The sequence below is a fragment of the Luteolibacter arcticus genome (genome assembly GCF_025950235.1).
Lineage (GTDB): Bacteria > Verrucomicrobiota > Verrucomicrobiia > Verrucomicrobiales > Akkermansiaceae > Haloferula > Haloferula arctica.
This window is the reverse complement of record NZ_JAPDDT010000003.1, coordinates 615572-640239: the sequence shown is the minus strand read 5'-3', so window position 1 is coordinate 640239 and position 24668 is coordinate 615572. Positions and strand designations below refer to the sequence as shown.

The window sequence follows — 24668 nt, the reverse complement described above, 5'->3', positions numbered from 1 at the left end:
AGGGGGAGACAGAAGACTTCAAGACGCAAGACTCAAGACTGGAACGACGGCTACTGGACTTCGCCTTCATCGACCGGGATCGCTCGCAGCACCTCGGGTTCCATTTCTTCGGGAATAGGGCTACTTTCGTCCAGCGGCAGCGCTTTCGGCGGAGTTTCGGATTCCGTTTCTTCCTCGCCCACCGCCAGGGCCTTGGCCGGGTGATCCGGGCAGAGGTCATTCTCGGCGGGCACGATGTCTTTCGGGACATTGTCGGTGTAGGCTTCCTGAGCCGCTTCGCAGCCGGCGGTGGCACGCTTGCCGGATGAGCGGCAGAGGCGGCACTCGACGAACGAAAGCTGCGACTTCAGGCCCTCCGCCTTGTAGCCGAGCTTGTCGGCGGTCTTCATCACCTCGACCCACACCGGCAGGGCGAGGGTGGAGCCGTAGCCCTTGTCGATGGTCTTCTTCGGCGTGTCGAGGCCGACCCAGACCGCGCAGGTGATGCTGGAAGTATAGCCGGCGAACCACGCGTCCTTGTAGTCGTTGGTGGTGCCGGTCTTGCCGCCGCATGGCTTGTTGAAGCCGAGCCCCTTGATCGAGGCCGCGGTGCCGCGGGTGGTGACTTCGCGCAGGATGTTCGAGACGCTCCACGCGGAGCCCGCGTTCACGGCTTCATAGGAAATGTAGGGCGAGTCGCCTTTCTCCGGCCACACCACATTGCCGGTGCGGTCCCGGATCTCCTTGATCAGGCGCGGTGCGTAGCGGACGCCGCTGTTAGGGAAGACGGTGTAGGCCGAGGCCACTTCGTAGGTCGTCGCTTCCCACGCGCCGAGATACGACGTCGGCAGCTTCGGCATCGGCATTTCGAAGCCGACGGAGAGCGCGACATCCGCCACCTTGTCGACGCCGGCGCGATTGCCGACGCGCACCGACATGGTGTTGCGCGAGCGGATCAAGCCGGTGGAGGCAGGCAGATCACCGCCGAATTTGCCATCGGAATTCTGCGGCCGCCAGTTGCCCGCGCCGCGGATTTCGCCGCGCGAGATGGGGCCGTCGCTGATCAACGTGCTCGGGCGGATGCCGGTGTCGAAGCCTGCGAGATAGACGAAGGGCTTGAAGACCGAGCCGATCTGGCGGCGGCCTTGGAGCGCGCGGTTGAATTTCGACTCATCGGCATCGCGGCCACCGACGATCGCGAGGACCGCGCCGGTGAGGTTCTCGATGGCGACCACGCTGCCTTGCAGATACTCGGGCCGTGGCTTGCCATCGGGTAGCTCGTTCCACGCCGCACGCGTCTGGTGCGCGTAGCCGGGCTTGCGCTCGATCTCGCGCAGCTTCGCTTCCAGCGCCTCCTCGGCCTTCTTCTGGATCCGGTGGTCGATCGTCGTGGTGATCTGCAGGCCGCCGAGCTCGATGTTTTCTTCCTCCAGGATGCGCTCCAGTTCGCGGCGGATCGAATCCATCGCGTAGCTGTCGTGGAAAATGCGCCGCCATTCGGGGCGGATGGAAATCGGCTCCTTCTTGGCTTCCTCGGCTTGTTCCTTGGTGACGAACTTGAGTTCGTCGGAAGACATCCGGTCGAGCACGGTGTTCCGCTCGCGGATCGCCTTCTCGGCGTCGACGAAGGGCGAGAAGGCATTCGGGCCGCGGACGATGCCGGCAAGCAGTGCGGATTCGGACAGCGTCAGGTCTTTCGCGTGCTTTTCGAAGTAGGTGCGCGAGGCCTCCTCGATGCCGCGGATCTGGTGACCCCAGAAAATCCGGTTCACGTAGTGCTGCAGGATCTCCTCCTTCGTGTAGGTCGACTCGATCCGGTAGGAGACCGCGGTTTCCAGCAACTTGCGGTCGAGTTCCTGGATCTTGTCCGAGAAATCGAGCCACTTGGATTTCAGCGGGAAGCTATTGCGCGCAAGCTGCATGGTCAGGGTCGAGGCGCCCTGGGCCCTGCCGCCGCGTTTCACATTCTCCACGACCGCGCGGCCGACGCCGACCCAGTCCACGCCGCCGTGCTTGTAGAAGCGTTTGTCCTCGCGGGCGAGGATCGCGAAAATGAAGTCCTGCGAGACGTCCTCGACGCGGATCACGTCGCGCTTTTCCCCGTGGATGCGGCCGAGTTCCTGGCCGGTGCGGTCGAAAACCACCGTGCGCTCCGGCATTTCCGCGACTTTCGTCATGTCGAAGGGCTGGGCGCGGACGAAGTAAAAGATCCCCATGACGAGACCTGCGTAAAGTCCCGCAATCGCCGGATCGCCGAGGATCCGCAGCGGCAGCCGCAGGAACCCGGGCAGCGGCTTAATGATTCCGTGAAAAAGCAGGAACGGCCAGAACAGGATGACCGTGCCGAGACCGACGGATTTCTTTGGCGTTTCAGGCTTGTTACGATTGGACGAGCGCTTGTCGGAAATTTTTCCGGTTGGGCTGCCGGGGTCCTTCGGGGATGATTTCGGCATGGACGTGGGGAACTTAGCGCGGATGGTGCGCGGAGGCGATGGCGATATCGCACCTCAAACAAAGGTGACTGTGCGTGTCGCTGTGCTGTGTGAGAAAGCGATGAAGCATCCGAGATTTTTCCATGGAGTGGCGGGAGCCGTTCTGGCCCTCGCCTTGTTGCAGCCAGTGTGGTCGCGAGAGCCCGTGGGCTCGATCGAGGACATTCGCAAGCTTGAAGGCAAAATTGCCGCCGTCGCGGAGAAGGCGATGAAGTCCACCGTGGCCCTCATTTCCGAGGAAAGCGGTGCCTCCGGTTCCGGCGTGATCACGTCTGCCGACGGCCTCATTCTCACTGCCGCCCACGTCATCGAGGGCGCGGAGGAGGTGACGGTGGTCTTTCCCGACGGCAAGCAGGTGAAGGGCAAGGTCCTGGGCGCGAACCTGTCGAAGGACATCGGCATGGTGCAGATCGAGGACAAGGGCCCGTGGCCGTTCATGGAGCGTGGCGAATCGAAGCCGCTCCAGGCCGGCGACTGGGTCATCGCGATGGGGCACTCGACGGGATTCGATCCTGCCCGCACGCCGCCGGTCCGCTTCGGCTCGGTGGTGTCGGATGGTCCCGGGAACTTCCTCACGACCGACTGCACGCTGATCGGCGGTGACTCCGGTGGGCCGCTTTTCGATCTCGAAGGCAAGGTGATCGGCATCAACTCGTCGATCGGCGATGCCTTGAAGAACAACAACCACGCGGGCGTGGACGGCTTCAAGGAAGACTGGGACCGCCTCCAGGCCGGAGAGGTCTGGGGCCGCCTCCAGATGGACCCGATGCTCAATCCGGAGCGGGCCGTCATGGGCATCGAGCTCGGCCTGCCGGTCAGCGGCGGGGGCATCATGATCGCCAGTGTCTCCGAGCATGCTTCGAAGGCCGGCCTGCGTCCGGGTGACGTGCTCGAAAGCGTGGAAGGCAAGAAGATCCGCGATGGCCGCGCCCTGATGATCTATCTCGCCAAGAAACAAGCCGGCGACAAGGTGGCCATTGGCATCCGGCGTGCCGGCAAGTCCCTCGATCTCGAGGTTGAATTGAAGCAACAGAACCAGATCAAGTGAATCTGAACGATTTTCGTCCCATCATTATGAAAACGAGTCTTCTCGCGACCGCATTCCACGCCGCCCTGCTGGCCGGCGCGCTCGCCCAAGGCCCAGGCCGCGGCGAGGTGCCGCTGATGCGCCCGGAGGAAGCGGAAATTGTCCAGCGCCAGGCAATCGAGTTCATCGATGCCGTGCGCCCGGCCGTGCGCCCGGTGGTCCCGTCCACCGTCTGGGTGTGGGCCGATACCGGGCGCGGCAAGCGCTCCGTCGCCTATGGCACGATCGTCCAAGACGGGTCCAAGGCGCTCACCAAGTGGAGCGAAATCGCCATGGCGCGCGGCCCGATCCAGGTCGTGGGCGGCGATGGTGCCACTGCCACGGCCACCGTGCTCGGCGTGTATCAGGATGAAGATCTCGCGCTGCTCCAGCTTCAGGGCGCGAATTACCAGCCGGTGAAGCTTACCCCGCGGGAAGCGCCGAAGATCGGCCGTTTCCTTGTCGCCGCGTCGCCGGATGACACGCCGGTCAGCGTGGGCGTCGTGGCCGTGGAGGCGCGCTCGCTGCGGGAAAAGGACCAGGCGTTCCTCGGCGTGATCGCCAATACCGACCCGCCGGCCAAGGGCCTGCGCATCGAGAGTGTCGAAAAGGGCAGCGCGGCCGATGCTGCCGGCCTTGAGAAAGGCGACCTGATCCTGGCGATCAGCGGACGCCCGGTGGGCGGGCTGATCGAGCTCAAGTCGGTGCTTTCCGGCTATCGTCCCGGCGACAAGGTGGAGGTCCGCTACAACCGCAAGGGCGCGGAGGCCACCGCCAGCGCCGAGCTGAAGGAGCGGAATGTCGACTACCCCGAGTTTCCCAATGGCCGCCTGCGCCAGATGGAGCGCATGGGCGATGATGAAAAGGCGCTCAGCGTGGTCCGCGAAGGCTTCCCCAGCGCGATCCAGACTGACCTGCGCGTCGGCCGCGAGCAATGCGGCGGACCGGTGGTGGATCTGGATGGCAATCTCGTCGGCATTTCCATCGCCCGCGCCGACCGCACGCGCAGCTTCGTGATCCCGGCCAAGCACATCGTCGATCTGCTGTCCCGCAACCCGGTCTCCGTCGAGGTGGCCGAGGCGGCGATGGAGCAGGAGGAGCAGGCGCGCCGCCAGCAAGTCGGCCAAAACCTGCCGCCCCAGCGACGCGTTCCGCGCGCCATTCCCGCACCGCCGGGAGCCGCCGAGAATCTCCGCCATCATCTGGAGGAGATGGAGCTGCTGATGGAGCGCATGCGCGCTGAGATGGACGGGTTGGAGGAGTGAGCTTGGTAGCGTAACGGCTGCGCCGTTCCGGCAGGCGACGGTCCGCATCGGCAAGTCGACGGCTTTCAAACCACTACATCTGCACCCGCCGAAACGACGAAGTCGTTCCGCTACGAAGCGCCAACGGTGCGCGATTCCTCAGCCCCGGGCAGCGCCCGGGGTTTTTCGTGACGGGGGCAATGGCGGCCTGAAGGGCCGCGATACGGGAGAGGTTGTCTTCCCTCGATAGCTGAAATGGGCCTCCACAATCCGAGGGGATCCACGCCGTGCGCTCGAAAAAAAGACGCCGCACCCGGAGGCGGGATGGGAGGTTTCCCGTTGTCTCCGGATGCGGCAGAGGGTGGGGAGGAAATCCGCCGGGCGCTTTGCCTTATTTCTCCGCGCCTTCCTGGGTTCCGCCTTGCTGCGCTCCGCCTTCCTGGGCTGCGGCTTCGCGGGCCTTGCGCTGCTGATCCATGATCGGGCCGAGGTCCTGGAGTCCGCCCATGCCTTCCATCATGCTCTTCATGCCGGTGGTGAACTTCTTGGCGGAGGTGATGGTGCTATCGAGTTTCTCCAGTTCCATCGAGGGCATGTTCGCGATGCCCTTGCCATCGCCGGTGGCCTCGCGGGACTCCTGCTCGGTCACCTCGCGCTGGAAGGTCTCGGTCTGTGCGGGATCGAGCACGGCGCCGAAATCCTTGACGAATTGCTCGTCCTTCAATGGTTGGCCACGGAGGTTGTCGCGATCAAGCGGGTTCATCACGCCCTTGAGATCATCGCCGGAGGCAAGCTGCGCCTGTTTGTATTCTTCCTCGGTGATTTCGCCGCGGGAGAATGAGTCGCTGGCGAGCATCAGCTTCATCAGCGCGGTGGGATCCTTCTTCAGGCGCTCGATGGTTTCCTTGGAGCGGGTGATCTCGCGCTTTTGATACTCCACCATCATGGCGGCGGCCTGGTCCTTCTGTTCGTCGGTCAGGTTGAGCTTGCCATTGAGTCCGCCGAGCGATTGCAGCGTGCGGCGCGGACCACCGAAGGCATTGGCAAATTGGCCGGAGGTGGCCATTTCACCCATCTCCACGCCGTCCTCGAAGAGGCCGATCACATTGATGGCCACGTGCTTGGATAGATTGGTACGGGATTCGCCGTACTTCGAGACGAGGTCGGGATTCTCCGCCGGGTCGCGGGGCTTGGCCTTCGGGGCGCGGGCGGCTTCGTCGGTCGGTGCGAGGCCGCCGGAGCCAGCCGGGCCGGACTTGCCGGCGGTGGATGCCAAGGCGTCCCCGGCGGGTTTCTCCGAGTCGCGGTTGATGAAGGCGATGGCTCCGGCTCCGGCGAGCAGGAGCGCAGCACCCGCGGTGATGGCGGTTTTCTTGGTCATGGCTATGAATGTAATGGTGGCGAGAGTGGAGGCGCCGCCCGCCGCACTGGCGGCGAGGGCCTTGGAAGCGAGAGTGGAAATGCCGGGCACCACGGCCTGTGCATCGGCGCCCAGCCCGGCGAGCATGGCGGCACCCAGCGAACCGCCGACCTGGCAGCCGCGGCGGGCAAGCTGCTGGCGCAGCCGCTCGGTGGCGCGGTCGAGCCGCTTTTGGGCGGCATCGGTGGCGATGCCCAGCGCGGCGGCGATCTCCTTCACGCTGAGCGAGCGGTAGAAGCGGAGCAGCAGCGCCTCGCGGTCGCTGGAGGAGAGGGCGGCGAGCGCCTCATCGAGCACCGGCTGCATGTGCTTCCAGGCCTCGGCGGCATGGTCGGGCGGGGAAGTGTCCATGTGCGTGCGCAGGAGTTGGCGTTTGCGGGATTCGCGCCGGTGCTGGCGGAGCAGGTTCTTGGCATGCATCACGGCGGTGAGGTGCAGCCAGCCGGCGATCGAGCCGCGGGAGAGGAGGGATTTCGCCTTGCGGGCGAGAGTGATGAAGGCGAGCTGGGAGGCCTCGGCGGCCAGCGTTTCGTCGTCGCAGGTCCGCATCGCCGCCATGTGGACGAGCCCGGCGTAGCGGGCGACGAGGGCGTGAAAAGCCGGCTCGCGCTGGCGTTTCAGCCAGTCCGAGAGGAGATCCGCGTCGGAGGGTTCCGGCATTTCTGGGAATCTACTGTCCGCGGGGCGGGGGAACCGGACAAAAAAAATCGCGCGACCGGAAAGGCCACGCGACTGGGGTAGAGGAGGGATGCTTGGTGGTTGGACCTAGGGAAGGGTTTGGGCGGGGTCGAGGGATCGTTCTTGTCCGCCTGAAGGCGGGACTACGTACCCTTGGATAGCAGCCTTCTGGGGGCTTCAGGCCTTGCTGAAGCGCTTTTCGACTTCGGTCCAGTTCACGACGTTCCACCAGGCGGTGATGTAGTCCGGGCGGCGGTTCTGGTAGTGTAGGTAGTAGGCGTGCTCCCAGACATCCAGGCCTAGGATCGGGGTGCCGAGGTCGCTGTCGGGGACGATGCCCTTCATCAGCGGATTGTCCTGATTCGGTGTGCTGACCACCTTGAGCTTGCCGTCCTTCACGATCAGCCAGGCCCAGCCGGAGCCGAAGCGCTTGGTCGCGGCCTCGCCGAAGAGCTTCTTGAAATCGTCCATCGAGCCGAAGGCGGACTTGATCGCCTCGGCGAGCTTGTCGCCCGCCTCGCCGCCCTTGCCGGCGGGGGCCATGATTTCCCAGAAAAACGTGTGATTCCAGTGGCCGCCGGCGTTGTTGCGGACGGTCGCGCGGACGGCTTCGTCCTCCATCTTGGAGAGGCCGGTCACCAGGTCTTCGATCGGCTTGCCCTGCAGGTAGGCATTCGCGGCGACCGCGGTGTTGAGATTGGTGATGTAGGCCTGGTGGTGCTTGCCGTGGTGGATTTCCATCGTCTTCGCATCGATGTGCGGCTCCAGTTCCGCGGCCTTGTAAGGCAGTGCGGGGAGGGTAAACCCGGCCGGCTTGTCCTGCGCGTAGGCGGACGGGGTGGCTGCCACGGCACCGGCGGCGAGGGAGAGCTTCACGAAATTGCGGCGGTTCAAGTCGGGTGCATTCATCGTGGCCAAAGTAAGTGGATCGGCGGGGTGCACAAATGGAAAGCGGAAGGAAATCGGCACCGGGGTGCGGGAAACAGGCTGGCTGCCCGACTTTCCAAGGGAGCCGGGAGAGTTGAGATGACGGATCACGCCCGTGATCGCTGCCACTCGTGCCGGCATTTTGGGTTGTCACCCGCATATCTATTTTTTTATCTGGAATAATCTCCCCCATTTAGGAATGCCCCCGTCAGCCCCCGATCTTGTTTCCGAATCTGTTCCCGCCCCTGCCCTCGATCCTGACCCGCCGGACGCAAAGCGCTACGAGCAGTGCGTGCGGGTCTTCACCGTGTTTTTCTCCGCCCTCGCGGGCTTCGGGCTGAAGCGGCTCGCAGACAGCTCCGAAAGGTGGCCGGCATGGGAGGCTTGGGGCTGCTTTGCCGCCGCGCTCTTCCTGCTGCTGCGCTTTCTTTTCGGCTCCGCGAACCACCTGTGGCTGGATTTTCTGGGTGCCCCTCCGGTCAGGAAAAGGAAACCCGGCAAGAGCGAGATGCCGGGCTCGATGCTGCTGGACTGCCTCTTTCTAACCCTGATCGGCACCGTAGCTGTGATCATGTGCTACCGCCCGGATGTCCGCTCCTTCCTGATGTGGAACTGCGTGCTGGGCCTGACGGCGGCGGGGGTGGTGGTATCTGACCTCGTCTTCCGCTGCGGCTTCTCCAAGGAAAAGTCCCGTGGCTTCTCGGCCCAGTGGTTCACCCTGAACCTGCTCTACGCGGGTGTCGCCTGTTATATAGCCATCTTCTACGGGAAGGAGCCGGGCTGGTGCTGGCCCTGGGCACTCGCCTTTGTTTCCGGACTGTTCTTCCTCGGCGACCTACGCGTCCAAGCCCTCGTCCTCGATCGCACGGAGTATGGCGCGACGGGGGATTGGGAGAATAAGCGCTACGAGCAGAGCGTCCGCGTGCCCACCGTGTTCTTCTCCATGCTGATGGGCTTCGGCCTCAAGCGCTTGGCGGACGAGAGCGGGAAGGCCGATGCATGGGCCGAGCCTTGGGAACTGCTTGCCTGTTTCGTCATCGCCCTGGCGCTCTTCATGCGCATCCTCTTCGGTTCTGCGAACTTCCTCTGGCTAAACTTTGTAAAGACTCCCCCGACAAAGGATCCGGAGCGCCGGGCGCTGCTCTGGGACTGCTTCTGTCTCGCGCTGATGGGGCTGACCGGGTTGATTCTCTGCTATAGCAAGGACGTCCAGTTTTTCGCCCTCTGCAGCGGCGGCTTGGCGCTGGGAATCGCGATCATCGACGGCATCGATGCATTGATTCGGAAGCCTTGGTTCGGCCAGAAGGCAGGGGAACTCGGGAAGGTATGGGTGGTTATCAATGTCCTCCACGCAGTGGCCGGGGGAGCGCTCGGGGGCGCGCTGTGGCTCGGATGGGTACAGGACGGGGGGATTCTTCTAACCCGTCTGCTCGGGGGCTATGCGCTGCTCGGGGTGATCCTGCTCGTCTGGGACCTGCGGAACCAGCTTGTGGCTCTGAATAAATAGGGGGCACTTGCTTAGGTGCCCTAACCAAAGAAAAAGCACCCCGTTTCCGGGGTGCCTTTTTTGATGCCTATGGTTTGCTCGGAAAGCGGATCGTCTCAGCTCAGCGCAGCGTCCACTCCGGCAGGCGGATGAGTTCGCCGCCCTTGAGGGCGGACTCGTGGGCGAGGATGCCGGTGCAGGTGATGTTCGCGCTCTCGATCGCGTTGGGGTAGGAATCCTCGCCGGTCTGGAGCATCTTCACGAATTGCCAGACGAGGTGCGGGTGGCTGCCGCCGTGGCCCGCGCCCTGGGTGAAGGAGAGGTGATCCTCGCCGGTCTCGCCGCCATAGACGCCGCCCTTGGTGAAGAGCTGGATCTCCTCCGGCAGGTAGTGGGCGAAGTCCGGGGTCTCGACTTCCGAGGGGATCTCAGGCTCGGGGAGCTTCGCGGTGTGGACCACGAGCGGGTCGTGTTCGATGAGGGGCCATTCGACCGACTTCTTCGAGCCATAGACCTCGATCGTCTCGCGATACTGACGCGCGACATCGAAGAGCGAGCGGTAGATATGTGCGGAGACATCGCTGTCCTTGAACTTCACGTGGGTGGTCTCGACGGCGAAGGGCGAGCCGTAGCAGCCATGCATTTCCTCGCGGATGGTGCCGGAGCCGAAGCAGGAGACATACTCGGCTTCCGAGCGCATGAGGCCGAGGGCGGGGCCCACGCAGTGGGTCGCGTAGTGCATCGGCGGCAGGCCCGGCCAGTAGCCCGGCCAGCCGTCCATGTCCTGCTGGTGGGAGGCCTTGATGAACTGGACCTTTCCGAGCTCGCCCTTGTCGTAGAGCTCCTTCATGAAGAGGAACTCGCGGGCATAGACCACGGTCTCCATCATCATGTACTTCAGGCCGGTCTGCTTCACGAGATCGACGATCGTCTTGCAGTCCTCGACGCTGGTCGCCATCGGCACGGTGCAGGCGACGTGCTTGCCCGCCTTGAGCGCCTTGATCGATTGCTCGGCGTGGTCGGGGATCGGCGAGTTGATGTGGACGGCGTGGACGTCCGGATCGGCGAGGAGGTCGTCGTAGGAGACGTAGCGCTTTTCGATCCCGAACTTGTCGCCGACCTCATCCAGCTTCGACTGGGTGCGCTGGCAGATGGCGTACATGTTCACGCCCTTGAGGCGCTGATAGATGGGGATGAATTCGGCGCCGAAACCGAGTCCGACGATGGCGATGTTGATGTCACTCATGGATTTAAAAGAGAGGGGAAGAGTCCCAAGGCTATCCGATATCAATGGGCTGCGGTCAAGGCTGCCGATCTCGGGGCGCGGACCGGTTGGTCGAAGAGATCGCGCAAGAAGGCCAGGCCGCGGCCGGCGAATTCATCCTGAGTGGCGGTGAAGCGCTTCCAGATGCAGACCGCGCCGGCGAGGTCGCGATTGTCGGGTGTGAAGGACTCGATGACGACGGCGCCCTTGTAATTGATATCGCGCAGGGCATCGCGGAAATCCTGCCACGGGGTGAGGCCGGTGCCGGTGACGCCGCGGTGATTTTCGCTGACCTGCACGTGGATGAGATCGTCACCGGCGTGGCGGATGGCATCGCCGATGTCGGCTTCCTCGATGGTCATGTGGAAGGTATCGATCATCGCCTTGGCCGCCGGGTGGTCGATGGAGCGGACGAGCTGGATGGTGTCGGCGGTGGTGTTCACGAGGTCGGTCTCGAAGCGATTGATGGCCTCGATCGCGAGCTGCAGGCCGCGATTGCCGGCTTCAGTGGCCACGGTGCGAAGTTCGCTGGCGGCGAGGTCCCACTCACGCTGACGGTCTTCGGGAGAGAGTTGGCGGGCCTTTCCCACCTGAGCGTACATCGGGCCGGCGATGAAGGGAATGTCGAGGGCCTCGGCCAAGTCCATCAGGCGGGAGAGGTAGGCCCGGGTATTGGCGCGGACCGCCGAGTCGGGGCTCGTCAGGTCGCGGCCGGGACCAAAGGCACCGCAGAGGTAGGGAGTGAGACCGGTTTCCTCGAGGATCGGGCGGATCTTCGCTGGATCGACGAGATCGGGATCCTCGATGGGGAGTTCGACGGCTTCGAACCCGAGTTTGGCGATGCTGCGGAGAAGATCGCCCTGCTCCGAGGTCAAGGGCGATGTCCACAGCCAGGTGCTGGCTCCAAAAGTGACACTCATGTTGCCGGGGAGAGTAGATGAGACCCGGATTGGAGCTATGATGAAACAGGTTTGGCTGTGTATGATTCTCCACTTTCTGTGACAGCAGATTTGCGGAATCCTTGGTGTCGTGGGGGCGGCGGCGATTTCGGATTGGGATTTTTGTGTTCCGTGCCGTTGAATCCGCCGGTGATCTGGAAGTTGCCCGCCCGCGAGATCCTGTTTCCCCGCCGACCGCTGGTGATGGGGATCGTGAATGTGAATGACGACTCGTTTTCCGGCGATGGCACGCTGGAGATCGAGGCTGCGCTGGCGCAGGCGAAGCGGCAGGCCGGAGAGGGGGCGGACATCATCGATGTGGGGGCGGAGAGCGCGCGGACCAATCGCGCCGCGGTGGCGGTGGAGGAGGAGGTCCGGCGCTTCCGGGAATTCCTCGAGCGCTGGCCGGAAACGATCGCCACCGCCACGCCGAAGGATGACTCCCAAGTCTGGCCGCCGGTGCTTTCCGCGAATACCTGGCGCCCCGAGGTGGTGGAAGCCGTGCTGCCCTTCGGCGTCGAGTTCGTGAACGACATGGGCGCGCTGCCGGACGATCGGAATGCGCGGCTGTGTGCGGAGGCGGGCGCGGCGCTGCTGGTGATGCACTCGGTCGGCGAGCCGAAGGTGCCGCATTTCCACCAGCAATGGGACGACGTGATGGTGGCGATGGAGGAGTTCTTCGAGGCGAAGATCGCGGTGGCGGTGAAGGCCGGCCTGCCCGCCGAGGCGCTGGTGCTGGACCCGGGCATCGACTTCGCCAAGCAGCGCGATGACAACCTGCGGGTCTTCCGCGAGCTGGAGCGCCTGCATCGTTTCGGCCGCCCGCTGCTGGTGCCGGTCAGCCGCAAGACGGTGATCGGCGACGTGCTCGGGATCACCGAACCAAAGGACCGCGATGCGGGGACGGTCGCGTGCATCTCCGCCGCTGTCCGCCGCGGCGCGCAGATGGTCCGCGTCCATGACGTCCGCGCGGCGTGGCAGGCGGTGAAGATGCTGGAGGCGCTGGTTTGATCGCCGCGGCAACCTTTATCCTGCGAATCGAGCTGTGGCGGCGGGTTCTTCAGAGACCCGGAGCGGCTTTGACATCAGCACCCGTCACGCGGGTAAGCCGCAGGGCTGCCCACGCGTGCAGTCGCCGCGACATCAGGTCCAGTGCCAGTGCCACCATGATCCCGGCCAGTGCACCGCCGAGGGCGCCGTAGATGAGCACGGGCCAATCGACGACTCCTTTCAATTCGGCGATGAGGGAAGTCGCCAGCAAAGCGCTGATGGCACCGGCGGGCACCCCGGCGATGATCCCACACTGCAGCAGGAATGCCCGGATCCCATCCGTGGTGCGCCCGCTGTGGATGCCCACGATCACCGACGACGAAATCATGCCCAGTCCGACAAGCAGCGCCGCCAGCCCGCAAGCGACCAAGCCCACCGCGATCCCGGCACCGATCAGGAAGAGCACGATGGCCGCTAGGATCAGGGAGACGATTGCCATGCGCGGATCATGTCTGGTCTGGCGTGGCGCGGCAACTTCCACAGCTTGTCGCGTCAATTCTTCACCAGGGCTTCACCGAAGAAAATCGGGCCATGCTGGGAAGCTCCCGGCCCGGCAAGAACGCAGGCGACCTACCCTGTCGGAACAATGTAAATTCGTGAAATGCGGGGAATCCGGGTTTTACAAAGTTTTTGCAGACAAAGGCTCGCGTCCGCGGCACTGAGTTAGACCGTTATCAAAACGGAAAGTTCCATGAGCAGCGTCCACACCCCGGTCACGGAAACCTCGCAGTACCTCCAGAAGATCCGCGAGCGGGTCGGCACCATCGTCGTCGGCCAGGACGTGGTGGTGGAGCGCATGCTGATCGCCCTGCTGACCAGCGGGCACCTTTTGTTAGAAGGGATGCCCGGCTTGGCGAAGACGCTGCTGGTGAACACCCTCGCGCGGGCGATGCACCTGAACTTCCGCCGCATCCAGTTCACCATCGACCTGCTGCCGTCGGACATCCTTGGCTCGGAGATCCTCGATGAGCGCAGCGGAAGCTTCCGCACCCACCAGGGGCCGGTCTTCACCAACTTGCTGCTGGCCGACGAAATCAACCGCGCCGCGCCAAAGGTGCAGGGCGCGCTACTGGAGGCGATGCAGGAGCGCAAGGTGACCATCGGCAACCAATCGTTATCGCTGCCGACGCCATTCCTGGTGATCGCGACGCAGAACCCGATCGAGCAAAGCGGCACTTTCGAACTGCCGGAAGCGCAGCTCGACCGCTTCATGCTATGCCACCGGCTCGGCTACCCGACGGTGGACGAGGAGGAGGAAATCCTCCGCCGCAACCTGAAGCTCGGTGTGAAGCGCGAGGGCGGTGGCGCGGTGGCGCGGACCGAATTCGACATGATCAAGGAGGAGGCCATCGGCAGCGAGGCCGACCTCATCGCGGCGATGGAAGCGGCGAACCACATCCACGTCAGCGATGTCTTCCTCAAGCACGTCGTGGATGTCGTCGAGCGCACCCGCAAGCACGACGATCTCGAGCTCGGCTGTTCGCCGCGCGCCGGCATTTCCATCCTCAAGGCATCCCGCGCTCGCGCTCTGCTGCATGGCCGCGACTATGTGGTGCCGGAAGACCTTTTCGCGCTGGCGGAGGACGTGATGCTGCACCGCATCCGCCTGACCTATGAAGCGCTTGCCGAGGGCAAGACGGCATCCGGCGTGCTGCGGCAGATCCTCGAGGCTTCGGTTTCATAGTGCCTTTTCCACTGAGCACCGATCTCTGATCACCCGGCACTCCATGCAAGCCACCCTCCACAACGCCGATCCGCTCGATCACCGCCAGTTCCTGGTGGCGATCAAGCGGCTGGCGGACAGTCTGAGCTACGGCACGGATCGTAGTCCGTTTCTCGGCCAGGGATTGGAGTATGTGCAGTCGCGCCGGTACGAGCCGGGGGATCCGGTGAAGTCCATCGACTGGCGGGTCACCGCGCGCACCGGCAAGCACCACGTGAAGCAATTCGAAACACCGAAGCAGATGCCGGTGTGGATCGTGGTGGATACGTCGGCCTCCATGGCCATCGCCACGCATCCGCCGGGGAAATACGGGCTGGCTGTGCAGGTCGCCGGTGGCATCGCACTGGCCTGCCTGGATCATGTGAATCCGGTGGGCCTGCTCGGTGCGGGTGGCCGCGATCTCGTGGTGCAGCCGAGTCTTTCGCGCGACGTGCTGCTGCAGTGGCTGCATGCGCTGCGAAGCTATCACTTCGATGAGCCGACCACGCTCGGGCAGCGCCTGCTCTCGCTGGAGCCGTCGTTGGCGCAGCGTTCGATGCTGATCGTGCTGAGCGATTTCCACGATCCCGATGCGCTGGCCGCGCTCAAACTCGTCGGCGCGCGGCACGATTGCCTGTGCCTGATCTTTCGGGATCCCGCCGAGGACCAGCTCGAAGGCGCGGGACTGTTCCGCGGCCGCGAGGTCGAGTCCGGCCGCGAATTGCTGACCCACGGCAAGCGCCTGCTTTCTACCACCGACGCTCTAACAGAGTCGCTGAAGAAGGCCTCGCTCGATCACTTTCTCATTCGCCCCGGGACGCCGTTCCTCGGTCGCCTCCGCCACTTCCTCCGCTCGCGCGGGGGAGCATCCCGCCGCAACCGCCAGTGATCCGCCGCGCCTTCATCGCCCTGCTGCTCGTCGTGAGTCCGCTGTTTGCGGAAGTCCCGACCCAGCGCATCGGCCAGCCACTGGAGATCCGCGAGGTCTACATCCCCGGTGGCGAGGTGAAGCCGAAGCCGCGCCGCGATCGCAAGCCGCCGCTGATGGTCCGCGTGCTGGAAGTGAAGCCGGCGAAAGATGGCTTCCGCTACGACTTCGAGGTGCAAGGCCTGGAAGCCGGCTCTCACAACCTCGCCGATTTCCTCGAAGTGCCCGCGGGCACGACCGTTCCGGCAATCCCGCTGGAGATCACCAGCGACCTGCCGCCGGGCCTCGTCCATCCTAACAAGAACCAGGCCGGCGATTTGCCGAAGCTCGGCGGCTACCGCACGAAGATGACGATCTTCGTAGGACTGTGGATCGCGGGACTTGTGGCGATCCTGCTGTGGCGGAAGAAGAAGCCCGCCGCCGGTGGTGATAACACGCAAGCCACCGCCTCGCTGGCGGAAAGGCTGCGTCCGCTCGTCGGTGCCGCCGCGAAAGGGGAGCTTTCTTCCGGCGACCGGGCCAAACTTGAGCGCCTCGTCATCGGCCACTGGCGCGAACGCCGGCCCGACATCGCCGCCATGGCACCTGCAGAGGCGATGACGAAGCTTCGCAATGATGCCGATGCCTCGCCGCTCTTTCTTGCGCTTGAACGCTGGCTGCATGCGCCCTCCAGCGACTCGTCTTCGAGCGAGATCGAGCAACTCCTTGCTCCATATGCCTCATGAAGTTCTCAACTTACCGAGAATTTTCGCAGTGGCTTGTCGACAACGGTCATCATCAATGCCTCGTCGAGATTGCCACCGATTCAATTTCCTTCCTGCCGGATGAAGCTCACCTGAAAACTTCAATGAGCGTTTTTCTCTGTCAGGTGATGGAATATTTGCATTCAGGAATGAAAAACGTCGCTTCCGCGCCTTTCGGTTCAGTCGGAAATCTTGAGGCGTTTTTCAAAGTGTGGATGTTCTTGGATTGCCCCGGTCTGAACGACCAAGTGGTTGTGAAAAAGGGGAGGGAGTGGGGTTTCCTATGAACCTCGGATCTATCAATTTGAATTGAATGACCTTCGCCCATCCATGGTTGCTGATCTTGCTCGTCCTGCCGGTCGGGCTGGCGGTGTATCTGTGGAAACGAGGCGGGCGTCGCGTGCCGTTGCCATTTGATCACCAGCCGTTGCGCCGCGAGCGCTTGTTAGGCTTCCTGCTGAAGACGGCGGACCTGTTGCCGGTGCTGCTGCTGATGCTGGCCATCGCGATCCTCGCCGGGCCGCGGCGCTTCGAGCAGCCGCGCAGCGAACGGGAGATGACGAATATCCTCTTCTGCCTCGATGTCTCCGGCTCGATGATGGCGAACTTCGGCTCCGGCACGCGCTACGATGCCGCGATGGGCGCGGTGAATGATTTCATCACCTACCGCAAGGGCGATGCTTTCGGTCTAACCGTCTTCGGCAGCGCGGTGCTGAATTGGGTGCCGCTCACCAATGACGTCTCCGCCTTCAAGTGCGCGCCGCCCTTCCTCAGGCCCGACGTGCTGCCGGGGTGGTTCGGCGGCACCAATATCGGCATGGCCCTTCGGTCCGCGGAGAAGACGATGCTGGCCGGTGACTCGGGCGATCGCATGATCGTGCTCTTCACCGATGGCATGAGCGCCGACCTCATGAATGGTCAGGACATCGCCATCGCGCAGAGCCTGAAGCGAAACAACATCAAGGTCTACGACGTCCATGTCGCCGAGGGCAGCCCGCCGGACGAGGTCGGCGTGATCGCTTCCATGACCGGCGGCGAAGTCTTCGCGGCGGGTGATCCCGCATCCTTGAAAGCAGTCTTCGCGAAGATCGATGAGATGGAGAAGGCTCCGCTCAAACGCGTCACGCCCGACCCTGTCGATTTCTTCCAGCCCTTCGCCCTCGCCGGCCTCGGCATCGGCGGGCTCTACCTGCTCACCCTGTTCGGATTGAGACACACGCCATGGTGAGTATCGGAAAATGGAACCGCCAAGACGCCAAGGACGCCAAGTTCTTGAGGGCGGTGGTATCTTGGTTACTGCCAACCACTTTCCAACTTGGCGCACTTGGCGTCTTGGCGGTTCAACCTGTTAGGAAGCCATGGTGACCACCCCGCTGCTGCTGGCCCTTGCCGCGCTCGTGCTCGCCACGGGGGCGGAGTGGATTCACCTCGGCCGGGTGCGGAGTGTGGCGGCGCTGGCATTCGGGCCGGGCAAGAAGGCCGCGCTCGCCGGTCAGGTCGCGCCATTCGTCCGCATCGCCGCGCTCGGGATGCTCACGTGGGGCGTGGCGACGTTGTTGCTGCTGCCGCCGGTGGCGCATCGCTCGGCGGTGAAGGAGGTCGAGGCGAAGGAACGCCAGCACCTGCTGCTTGTCCTCGATGTATCTCCCAGCATGCGCCTGCGCGACGCTGGTGCCGGCGGGAAGGAGAGCCGCATGGACCGCGCCCGCTCGGTGCTGGAGTCGGTGATCGCCCGGACTGCCCACGACAAGCTGCACACCACCGTCGTGGCCGTTTACAATGGCGCGAAGCCGGTCGTGGAAGAGACGCGCGACCTGGAAATCATCCATAACATCATGGGCGACCTGCCGATGCATCACGCTTTCCAATCGGGGAAGACGCGGATCTTCGATGGACTGGAGGAGGCCGCCAAGATCGCCGCGAAGTGGCCGCGCGACTCCGCGACGCTTATTCTGATCAGCGATGGCGATTCGGTGCCCGCCACCGGCATGCCGAGGATGCCCGCGTCGGTCGGCGGCGTGCTGGTCGCCGGGGTGGGGGACCCGGTGAAGGGCAGCTTCATCGACGGCCGCCACTCGCGGCAGGACGGCACCACCCTCCGCCAGATCGCGACCCGACTCGGCGGCGAATATCACGATGGCAATGCCAAGCTCGTCCCCACGGCCATGCTCCAGCGGCTGGGCACACTGAAGGTCGATGGCATGGCGCGGCTGCCCGGCCAGCGCGAATTGGCGATGCTGCTCACCGCGCTCGGTGCCACGATGCTCGCCGGGCTGCCACTACTCCTTCATTTCGCCGGCTCCCGGTGGAATCCCGGTCCGCGCCGGTTCCAAACTTCGCGGAACTCGCCGCTTCCTTTCCCTGACAAATCCGATCAACTTGCGACTTAAGAGACTGCCATGAAAATACTCGTCCTCACTTTGTGGTGCCTGGTTCCCCTAGGCCTCTTGGCCTATCACTACGGTCCTGGCCAGACCGGGATCAAGCTGGATGCCGCCGCCGCGTCCCTCGACCAGGCGACTTCGAAATCCGCCTCCAGCGAGTGGAAGGGGGCGATTTCTTCCTACGAAGATGCGCTCGCGAAGCTGCCGAAGGAAAACGTCGGCGAGGCCCGCCGCATCCGCCTGGAGCTTGCCAAGGCACGCATGGAGGCCGCTGAATTGCCCAAGGCCCGCGAGGAACTCGCGGCCCTGGCCGATGAGCTGGCGCAGGACCCGAATGCCCACGCCGGCCTGCGGGATGAAACGCTGGCGACCCTCGCCACCTCGCGTTTTTACATGACCTATCTCATGAAGCTGGAAGGCCTGCCGGACAGCGATTGGGAGCCGGAGATCGAAGCCGCGCGCCAGGAGCAGAAGCTGCTCGTCCAGCGCGCCAGCGAGTCCGGCGATGACAAGGCCGCCGCGAAGCACGCGGACGACCTGGAAGCCTCGATCCGCCTCGCCCGCATGGAGCCCGAGGAACTCTACGGCAAGGCCATCCCGAAGCAGTGCAACTGCAAGTCGGGCAAGTGCAACAAGCCGTCGAACAAGACCGGCAACAAGAAGCCGGAAGACGCCCGCGGTGCCAGCGCCGGTCCGCCGGTGGATGGCCAGGGTTCTTGAGTTGTAAGGAGGGGGGACACTCTTGTCCCCCATTCCTTCATGCGAGCACGACAGGAGTGCCTCGCTGGTCCCTGTTCACTGGGGAATGCCACTTCCGTTCTTCGTAGGACGACAGGAGTGTCGTCCCTCCTCATCTTGCGTTCTCACTTTAGCATTTCCTCGGTCCCATCATGCACTCTCGCACCGCTTTGCTCAGTTTAGCCGTCCTCACGGCTCCGCTTTCCGCTCAGATCGTCGTCCAGAGTAGTGGCGCGCTGGGTGGCGCAATCATTGGGGGTGCGAGCGGGGGCGATGTAGTCATCATCGAGTCGCCTCAGGATGGCGTGCCACCCGGCCTGGTCATGCCGCCGGGTGCGCCGGGTGGCGGTGGCCCCGGTGGCGATCTCGACTTCAATCGCCTCCGCGAGCTGATCGAGCAAAGCAAGAACCGCCCGGCCCCGACCGTGGAGCAGCAGAAGGCGGGGATTCTCCGTGAACTGCAATTCGACCGCAGCCCCGCTGGCATTCTCGCGGCGAGATTGGAAGAAGCGCGAGCCAGTGAAGCGCCGAAGGAGGTGCCCAAGGAAGCTCCGCCGGCCGCGCCGGTTCCGGAAGCTCCACCGGTTCCGCCGGCTCCTCCTGTGGAGCCGGGTGCCGCTGCCGCTGCCGCGCCGGGCGCTCCGGTGCAACCAGGTGCTCCCGTTCAACCGGGAGCAGGTGCTCCGCCGGCTCCACCGCAGCCTTCGCCAGAAGCGGTGAAGGCCCAGCAGGAGCTGGAGAAGTTTCGTCAGGACGCCGCCGTCTTCCGCCGGGACGTGGTGCTCGGCCGCTGGGGCAAGGTGAAGGATTTCCTCGCCGCCCTGCCGAAAGAGGTCTCCGGCGAAACCTATCAGGCGATCGTCGCCAAACTCTCCGCGCCATCGCAAGTCCAGCCACCACCAGAACTCATGGCCCGCGGCTCGAAGCCGCATACGCAGCCGGCCATGCTGTCGCCGGATGATTTGTTAGGACTGGCGGCCGCGTCGCCGGTGCCGCCGCAGAAGAAGCAGATCCAGGGATTGGCGAAGCTGCTGCCGAAGGACCCGCGTCCGCCGAAAGAGTTTTTCGAAGCCATCGCCAAGGGCATCCAGCACTTCGGCGGCGAGGATCCGGCATCGCGCCAACGGGCTGCGGAATTCCTGATGGAAGCTGGCTTCGTGAAGGATGCCGGTGTCTTCCTGCCCGATCTAACAGTTTCCAAGGAGAAGAAGGACTACGCTGCGCTGAACCTGATCGCCCGCCATCGCGCCGAGCTCTTCCAACTCGACAAGAAGGAAGCCGGCAAGGAGGCACTGCCATTGGCATGGGAGCTTTCCACGTCCTTCCTGACCGATGCCAAGGCACCGCCTCAGGCGAAGGCCGAGGCGCTGTTTCGCGCGCTTTCGCTGATCCCGCAACTCGGCGATGACACCGGCAAGCAATGGCTTGAGAAGACCTTCAAGAATCCGCAGGGCGAGGGTGTCGAGCTGCTCGCTTCGCTAGGCACGCTCACCGCGCAGACGCGCGAGAATCCGGATGAGACGCTGCGGCTCGAGCAGCTCAAGCTCCAGCACGCCGCGGTGACGACGATGCTTTCCACCAAGGATCTCGATCCCGCCGCGTGGGCCGGCATCTTCACGATCTACGCGGACCAGTGGGCCTACGAAGCCGGGGTCACGCGGCAAAAGGACCAGAGCAATTCACGCCGCATGGTCCCGCAGTATGATGAGTGGGGGAACCTGTTCTTCAGCCGGCCTAACACCGGCTATCAGGGCCCCGGCGTGCGGCCGATCGGCGCGGGCGAATTGCTCGAGTGCAAGCCGGACGAGAAGTGGCTCGCCGCGATCGAAAGCTCGACGCGCAACGAGTGCCTGCTCGCTTCGGCACGACTGCATCTGAAGGTGAAGGAGGAGAACCAAGCGCTGCCGGTGATCAAGACGCTTTCCTCCACCGATCGCGAGCAGGCGAAGGCGCTGGTCCGCGAGACCATCCGCGTGTGGACGGAGAACAACAACCCGAACGAGGGCCAGAACTACCGTTCGCAGTACATGTATTTCTACGGCTTCAACAACCAGTCGGGAGCGATCCCGCTGACGCGTTCGAAGCAGGAGCGGAACCTCATCGAGCTGGCCGAGCTGGTGAAGGGCATCAGCGCGCTCGATCTCGGCGAGAGCTTCCACACCGAGCTGGCCGATGCCTTCATATCCTGCCACAGCCAGGCCGAGGTCTGGCGCGTGGAGGCGGTCGAGTCGGTCTTCGGAGCGACCGACGTGCTCGACTCGCGAACGCTCGGCACGCTGGTCGGCAAGATGCGGCTGAACCTTGCTGGCTTGTGGCCGAACCCGAAGCTCCAGCAGGCCTATCAGACGAAGCGTAAGGACAAGGAATTGCAGGAGCAGATCCTGGTCGGCTATCAGGCGGCGCAAGGTGTTCTTGAGCGTGCATTGCTGAAGAAGCCCACGGAGTCATGGCGCTTGGAGGAACAGCTCGCCGGCCTTCGTTTCGAGGAGAGCAACTACCGCAGCAGCCTCGAGGGCAACCATGAGCACAGCAAGATCAAGCGCGCCGCGCTCGATGCCCTTGCCTCCGCTGCGGCGGACTACGCGAAGACCTTGCCGCTCGAAGACCCCACGAAGGAGACGACCTCGGTGTTTGAGACCTGGTTCTACGGCGCGCTGGGATCACCATCGCTGGAAGCGCTGAAGAGCAACCATGTCGCGACGCCCGACGAGTATGCGAAGATCAAGGCCGCGCTCGATGCCTTGCCCGGGGATACGAAGGTCCGTCATCTCAAGTCCTTCGCCTCCACCATCAACAACCGTCTCGCCAACGTCGCGCCCGATTTGAAGCTCCGCTATCTGGAAGGAGCGGCCGCGATTGTCGGCGACCACGAGGCGATGCGCGATGCGAGCGAGGTGCTCGCCTACTACCGCGACCTCATCACCGAGATCGAGCTGGATGCCACGGTCGATGGCCCCGACCGCGTGGGCACCGACACGCCTTTCGGCCTGCGCGTGAACCTCCGCCACACCCGCGAGATCGAGCGCGAGGCCGGCGGCTTCCAGAAGTACCTGCAGAACCAGAACAACATGCAGTACGCGTGGAACTTCGGCCGACCGACCGAGGACTATCGCGACAAGTTCGAGAAGTCGGCCCGCGCCGCGTTGGAGGAACATTTCGAGGTGGTCTCGCTGACCTTCCACAATGACAAGGTCGAGTCGATGACCGACCCGAAATTCGGCTGGCGGCTCACGCCCTATGCCTACTTCCTGCTGAAGCCGAAGGGCCCGCAGGTGGACAAGGTGCCGCCGCTCAAGATGGACCTCGATTTCAACGATACGTCTGGATACGTCGTGCTGCCCGTGACCTCGGCGGAAGTGCCGATCGATGCGTCGAAGGCTGAGCCGCGGCCTGTCCGCGATCTGAAGGTGGCGCAGACGCTCGATGAGCGCAGCCACGCCGAGAAGGGTTTTCTCTATCTCGAAGTGAAGGCCACGGCCCATGGCTTGATCCCGCCGCTCGGCGAGTTGATGGCGAAGGACGTCGAAGGCTTCGAGGTCGGGAACATCGAGGATCGCGGCCTTCGCGTGATCGAGCTGGATGCCGCCGCGGAAGACCTCGCACCGCTGGCCGAGCATGAGTGGCGGATGGAGCTGAAGCCGAAGGGCGGAACTTTGCCGGCGTCCTTCCACTTTCCAGCGGTGAAGCCGGAGCTGGCCAAGGAAGACGGTCTGGTCCGCCAGCGCTACGTCGATGTCGATCTCCAGCCGGTGGGCGAGCAAGTCGCGCTCGGCGGTGGTGCCAAACGTCTCGGCCCGTGGATCGTGGGTGGTCTCGCGGCGTTGGTCGCGCTGATCGCCGCACTGGTGTCCGCCGCGAAACGTCGCAAGGAACCACTTTACGAAGGCCCCGTGCTGATTCCGCTACCGACGCATATGAATGCGGTCAGCGTGATCGGCTACCTGCGGCGCTTGCAGCAGCGCGAGGGCATCACGCCTGCGATGAAGGAGGCGATCGAGAAGGAGATCGTAGCACTCGAAGCGAAGCACTTCGGCCGGGAAGACGCGCTTCCACAAGCGGACGAGCTGGAATCGATTGCGAAGCGCTGGCAGGCGGCTTAGCGGCCTTCCTGTCGTAGAGTGGCGGTTTTTCGATGGAATCTGGCGGAATGCTGCGTAAATGGCGTTCCCGTGATGCCGATCCGAGTTTCCTGCCTGTTGTTAACCCTGGGCTGCGCCGTCGTCCAAGCGCGTCCCGCACTGGAGAAGCCTAACATCGTCGTAGTCCTTCTGGATGACAGCGGCTACGGCGATTTTTCGCACACGGGGAACCCGACGATTCATACCCCGAACGTCTCGCGGATGGTGCGGGACGGTGCGAATTTTCCACAGTTCTACAGCGGTTCGCCGGCGTGTTCAGCATCACGCTACGCGCTGATGACGGGACGCAATCCTCACCGATCGGGCCTGAACTCCTATGCGCTTTCACCGACGGCGGCGCGCCATCTTCACCCGAAGGAGGTTACCCTGGCGGAAGGATTGAAGGAGCGCGGCTATGCCACCGGCTTCTTCGGCAAGTGGCATTTGGGAAATCCGAATCCATCGAACGGCAACACGCCGGAGGCATTGCCATTGGCCCATGGATTCGAGGTATGGGAAGGGACCAATGTCTCCAATGACTACGATCCGTCTTCAAACCTGATCCGTTCGAAGGCCTCCGGCACGGAACCGGTGGCCGGATACGAGATCATCGAGCGCGACATCTGTAAGAATGTTCCAGTGCAAGAGGGCCTGACAAGGCGCTACCGCGACCTTGGCATCCAGTTCATCAAGGACCACAAGGATAAGCCCTTCCTCCTCTACATCGCGCCGAACATGCCGCATCTGCCGGTGCATGCGAGCGAGGCTTTCAAGGGCAAGTCATTGCGCGGCCCCTACGGGGACTGCATCGAGGAGATCGACGAGATGATGGGCGCGCTGGTCACGGCACTTGAGAAGGAAGGTGTCTCGCAAAACACGCTGGTCATCCTCACCTCCGACAATGGTCCGTGGATCTCCCACCAGAATGACGTGAACCATCCGAAGTACGGCGAAGCTCGTAGATTGGTTGGATCCGCCTTGCCATTCCGCGATGGCAAGGGCTCCACTTGGGAAGGGGGCGTCCGCGAGGTCGGCGTGTGGTACTGGCCGGGGACCATCTTGCCGGCGACGGTGGTGCGCCAGCCTGCCTCGACGATGGACGTGCTGCCCACCGCTTTCGCGCTTGCCGGCGAGCCGCTTCCTGCCGGCAGGGCCATCGATGGGAGGGACATCCGTTCCTACCTCAATCCCTCGGCATTTCCGGGGACGGTGGCGGATTTTCGGTATATCTACACCGGGCAACCGGACAGTTCGATCTATGGTGCGAGGATGGGCCCGTGGAAGCTTCACACTCGCCTGTTCTCGCAAACCGGCAACAACCACGGATTTGCGGCATCGAATGAAAAGCCGCTGCTATTTAACGTGGAGGAGGATCCCTACGAGCGGATCGACCGGGCGTCGCAAGAGGGCGCGAAGGTGAACGAGCTGAAGGGCGTGATCGATGCGTTCCATGCATCGTTTGCGGCGGAGAAGACGTTTTGGGATTAAGGAACGTGGACATTCTGTCCACG

The 24668-nt window shown here is 63.8% G+C and carries 19 protein-coding genes; 13 read left to right on the top strand and 6 right to left on the bottom strand.

Features of this window, described 5'->3' with window-relative positions; all coding sequences use genetic code 11:
- Positions 1 to 50 precede the first annotated feature (50 nt).
- Positions 51 to 2432, bottom strand: a complete 2382-nt coding sequence (locus OKA05_RS10845; RefSeq protein WP_264487157.1) for a transglycosylase domain-containing protein — start codon at positions 2430 to 2432, stop codon at positions 51 to 53.
- Between the two features lie 100 nt (positions 2433 to 2532).
- Here OKA05_RS10845 and OKA05_RS10840 point away from each other — a divergent pair, with 100 nt between their 5' ends.
- Together OKA05_RS10840 and OKA05_RS10835 are read left to right on the top strand one after the other, a co-directional pair.
- Positions 2533 to 3519: a S1C family serine protease gene (locus OKA05_RS10840; RefSeq protein WP_264487156.1), complete on the top strand. Its 987-nt coding sequence runs from the start codon at positions 2533 to 2535 to the stop codon at positions 3517 to 3519.
- A 26-nt stretch (positions 3520 to 3545) separates the two neighbouring features.
- On the top strand, positions 3546 to 4802 hold the full coding sequence (locus OKA05_RS10835; protein WP_264487155.1) for a PDZ domain-containing protein: 1257 nt from the start codon (positions 3546 to 3548) through the stop codon (positions 4800 to 4802).
- Positions 4803 to 5172: 370 nt separating this feature from the next.
- Here OKA05_RS10835 and OKA05_RS10830 read toward each other — a convergent pair whose 3' ends face one another.
- Entirely contained in the window at positions 5173 to 6861 is a 1689-nt protein-coding gene (locus tag OKA05_RS10830; RefSeq protein ID WP_264487154.1) for a sigma-70 family RNA polymerase sigma factor, read from the bottom strand.
- Positions 6862 to 7056: 195 nt separating this feature from the next.
- On the bottom strand, positions 7057 to 7788 hold the full coding sequence (locus tag OKA05_RS10825) for a Fe-Mn family superoxide dismutase (protein WP_264487153.1): 732 nt from the start codon (positions 7786 to 7788) through the stop codon (positions 7057 to 7059).
- 217 nt (positions 7789 to 8005) lie between these two features.
- Here OKA05_RS10825 and OKA05_RS10820 point away from each other — a divergent pair, with 217 nt between their 5' ends.
- The gene (locus OKA05_RS10820; RefSeq protein ID WP_264487152.1) at positions 8006 to 9313 is read left to right on the top strand and encodes a hypothetical protein; all 1308 of its coding nucleotides are present in this window, start codon (positions 8006 to 8008) and stop codon (positions 9311 to 9313) included.
- 100 nt (positions 9314 to 9413) lie between these two features.
- Here the strand turns inward: OKA05_RS10820 and OKA05_RS10815 are convergent, their stop codons facing one another.
- Together OKA05_RS10815 and OKA05_RS10810 are read right to left on the bottom strand one after the other, a co-directional pair.
- Positions 9414 to 10538, bottom strand: a complete 1125-nt coding sequence (locus OKA05_RS10815) for a Gfo/Idh/MocA family protein (protein WP_264487151.1) — start codon at positions 10536 to 10538, stop codon at positions 9414 to 9416.
- Positions 10539 to 10579: 41 nt separating this feature from the next.
- Positions 10580 to 11476, bottom strand: a complete 897-nt coding sequence (locus OKA05_RS10810) for a sugar phosphate isomerase/epimerase family protein (protein ID WP_264487150.1) — start codon at positions 11474 to 11476, stop codon at positions 10580 to 10582.
- A gap of 150 nt (positions 11477 to 11626) precedes the next feature.
- Between OKA05_RS10810 and folP the strand changes: the two genes are divergently transcribed.
- Positions 11627 to 12505, top strand: a complete 879-nt coding sequence (folP, locus tag OKA05_RS10805; protein ID WP_264487149.1) for a dihydropteroate synthase — start codon at positions 11627 to 11629, stop codon at positions 12503 to 12505.
- A 49-nt stretch (positions 12506 to 12554) separates the two neighbouring features.
- Here folP and OKA05_RS10800 read toward each other — a convergent pair whose 3' ends face one another.
- A complete protein-coding gene (locus OKA05_RS10800; RefSeq protein WP_264487148.1) occupies positions 12555 to 12983 on the bottom strand; it encodes a hypothetical protein in 429 nt (142 codons plus the stop codon).
- A gap of 252 nt (positions 12984 to 13235) precedes the next feature.
- Between OKA05_RS10800 and OKA05_RS10795 the strand changes: the two genes are divergently transcribed.
- The 9 genes from OKA05_RS10795 (at position 13236) to OKA05_RS10755 (ending at position 24645) form a co-directional block, all read left to right on the top strand.
- Positions 13236 to 14228, top strand: coding sequence for an AAA family ATPase (locus tag OKA05_RS10795; RefSeq protein WP_264487147.1), 993 nt, complete (start codon positions 13236 to 13238; stop codon positions 14226 to 14228).
- Between the two features lie 43 nt (positions 14229 to 14271).
- The gene (locus OKA05_RS10790) at positions 14272 to 15135 is read left to right on the top strand and encodes a DUF58 domain-containing protein (protein WP_264487146.1); all 864 of its coding nucleotides are present in this window, start codon (positions 14272 to 14274) and stop codon (positions 15133 to 15135) included.
- Positions 15132 to 15899, top strand: coding sequence for a hypothetical protein (locus tag OKA05_RS10785; protein WP_264487145.1), 768 nt, complete (start codon positions 15132 to 15134; stop codon positions 15897 to 15899). The genes OKA05_RS10790 and OKA05_RS10785 overlap by 4 nt, the downstream gene beginning before the upstream one ends.
- On the top strand, positions 15896 to 16204 hold the full coding sequence (locus OKA05_RS10780; RefSeq protein ID WP_264487144.1) for a hypothetical protein: 309 nt from the start codon (positions 15896 to 15898) through the stop codon (positions 16202 to 16204). The genes OKA05_RS10785 and OKA05_RS10780 overlap by 4 nt, the downstream gene beginning before the upstream one ends.
- A 26-nt stretch (positions 16205 to 16230) precedes the next feature.
- Entirely contained in the window at positions 16231 to 17145 is a 915-nt protein-coding gene (locus OKA05_RS10775) for a vWA domain-containing protein (RefSeq protein WP_264487143.1), read from the top strand.
- A gap of 130 nt (positions 17146 to 17275) precedes the next feature.
- On the top strand, positions 17276 to 18307 hold the full coding sequence (locus OKA05_RS10770) for a vWA domain-containing protein (RefSeq protein WP_264487142.1): 1032 nt from the start codon (positions 17276 to 17278) through the stop codon (positions 18305 to 18307).
- A gap of 9 nt (positions 18308 to 18316) precedes the next feature.
- Positions 18317 to 19021 (top strand): hypothetical protein, encoded by a 705-nt coding sequence (locus tag OKA05_RS10765; protein ID WP_264487141.1) that lies wholly within the window; start codon positions 18317 to 18319, stop codon positions 19019 to 19021.
- 170 nt (positions 19022 to 19191) lie between these two features.
- Positions 19192 to 23139 carry a hypothetical protein gene (locus tag OKA05_RS10760; RefSeq protein WP_264487140.1) on the top strand — a complete coding sequence of 1316 codons (3948 nt, stop codon included), beginning with the start codon at positions 19192 to 19194 and terminating at the stop codon, positions 23137 to 23139.
- 72 nt (positions 23140 to 23211) lie between these two features.
- The gene (locus tag OKA05_RS10755; RefSeq protein WP_264487139.1) at positions 23212 to 24645 is read left to right on the top strand and encodes a sulfatase-like hydrolase/transferase; all 1434 of its coding nucleotides are present in this window, start codon (positions 23212 to 23214) and stop codon (positions 24643 to 24645) included.
- Positions 24646 to 24668 lie beyond the last annotated feature (23 nt).

Excerpts from the sequence above, each read along its gene's own strand:
- OKA05_RS10845 (WP_264487157.1), bottom strand. The coding sequence starts at position 2,432 with ATGCCGAAATCATCCCCGAAGGACCCCGGCAGCCCAACCGGAAAAATT.
- OKA05_RS10840 (WP_264487156.1), top strand. The coding sequence starts at position 2,533 with ATGAAGCATCCGAGATTTTTCCATGGAGTGGCGGGAGCCGTTCTGGCC.
- OKA05_RS10835 (WP_264487155.1), top strand. The coding sequence starts at position 3,546 with ATGAAAACGAGTCTTCTCGCGACCGCATTCCACGCCGCCCTGCTGGCC.
- OKA05_RS10830 (WP_264487154.1), bottom strand. The coding sequence starts at position 6,861 with ATGCCGGAACCCTCCGACGCGGATCTCCTCTCGGACTGGCTGAAACGC.
- OKA05_RS10825 (WP_264487153.1), bottom strand. The coding sequence starts at position 7,788 with ATGAATGCACCCGACTTGAACCGCCGCAATTTCGTGAAGCTCTCCCTC.
- OKA05_RS10820 (WP_264487152.1), top strand. The coding sequence starts at position 8,006 with ATGCCCCCGTCAGCCCCCGATCTTGTTTCCGAATCTGTTCCCGCCCCT.
- OKA05_RS10815 (WP_264487151.1), bottom strand. The coding sequence starts at position 10,538 with ATGAGTGACATCAACATCGCCATCGTCGGACTCGGTTTCGGCGCCGAA.
- OKA05_RS10810 (WP_264487150.1), bottom strand. The coding sequence starts at position 11,476 with ATGAGTGTCACTTTTGGAGCCAGCACCTGGCTGTGGACATCGCCCTTG.
- OKA05_RS10800 (WP_264487148.1), bottom strand. The coding sequence starts at position 12,983 with ATGGCAATCGTCTCCCTGATCCTAGCGGCCATCGTGCTCTTCCTGATC.
- OKA05_RS10795 (WP_264487147.1), top strand. The coding sequence starts at position 13,236 with ATGAGCAGCGTCCACACCCCGGTCACGGAAACCTCGCAGTACCTCCAG.
- OKA05_RS10790 (WP_264487146.1), top strand. The coding sequence starts at position 14,272 with ATGCAAGCCACCCTCCACAACGCCGATCCGCTCGATCACCGCCAGTTC.
- OKA05_RS10780 (WP_264487144.1), top strand. The coding sequence starts at position 15,896 with ATGAAGTTCTCAACTTACCGAGAATTTTCGCAGTGGCTTGTCGACAAC.
- OKA05_RS10775 (WP_264487143.1), top strand. The coding sequence starts at position 16,231 with ATGACCTTCGCCCATCCATGGTTGCTGATCTTGCTCGTCCTGCCGGTC.
- OKA05_RS10770 (WP_264487142.1), top strand. The coding sequence starts at position 17,276 with ATGGTGACCACCCCGCTGCTGCTGGCCCTTGCCGCGCTCGTGCTCGCC.
- OKA05_RS10765 (WP_264487141.1), top strand. The coding sequence starts at position 18,317 with ATGAAAATACTCGTCCTCACTTTGTGGTGCCTGGTTCCCCTAGGCCTC.
- OKA05_RS10760 (WP_264487140.1), top strand. The coding sequence starts at position 19,192 with ATGCACTCTCGCACCGCTTTGCTCAGTTTAGCCGTCCTCACGGCTCCG.
- OKA05_RS10755 (WP_264487139.1), top strand. The coding sequence starts at position 23,212 with ATGCCGATCCGAGTTTCCTGCCTGTTGTTAACCCTGGGCTGCGCCGTC.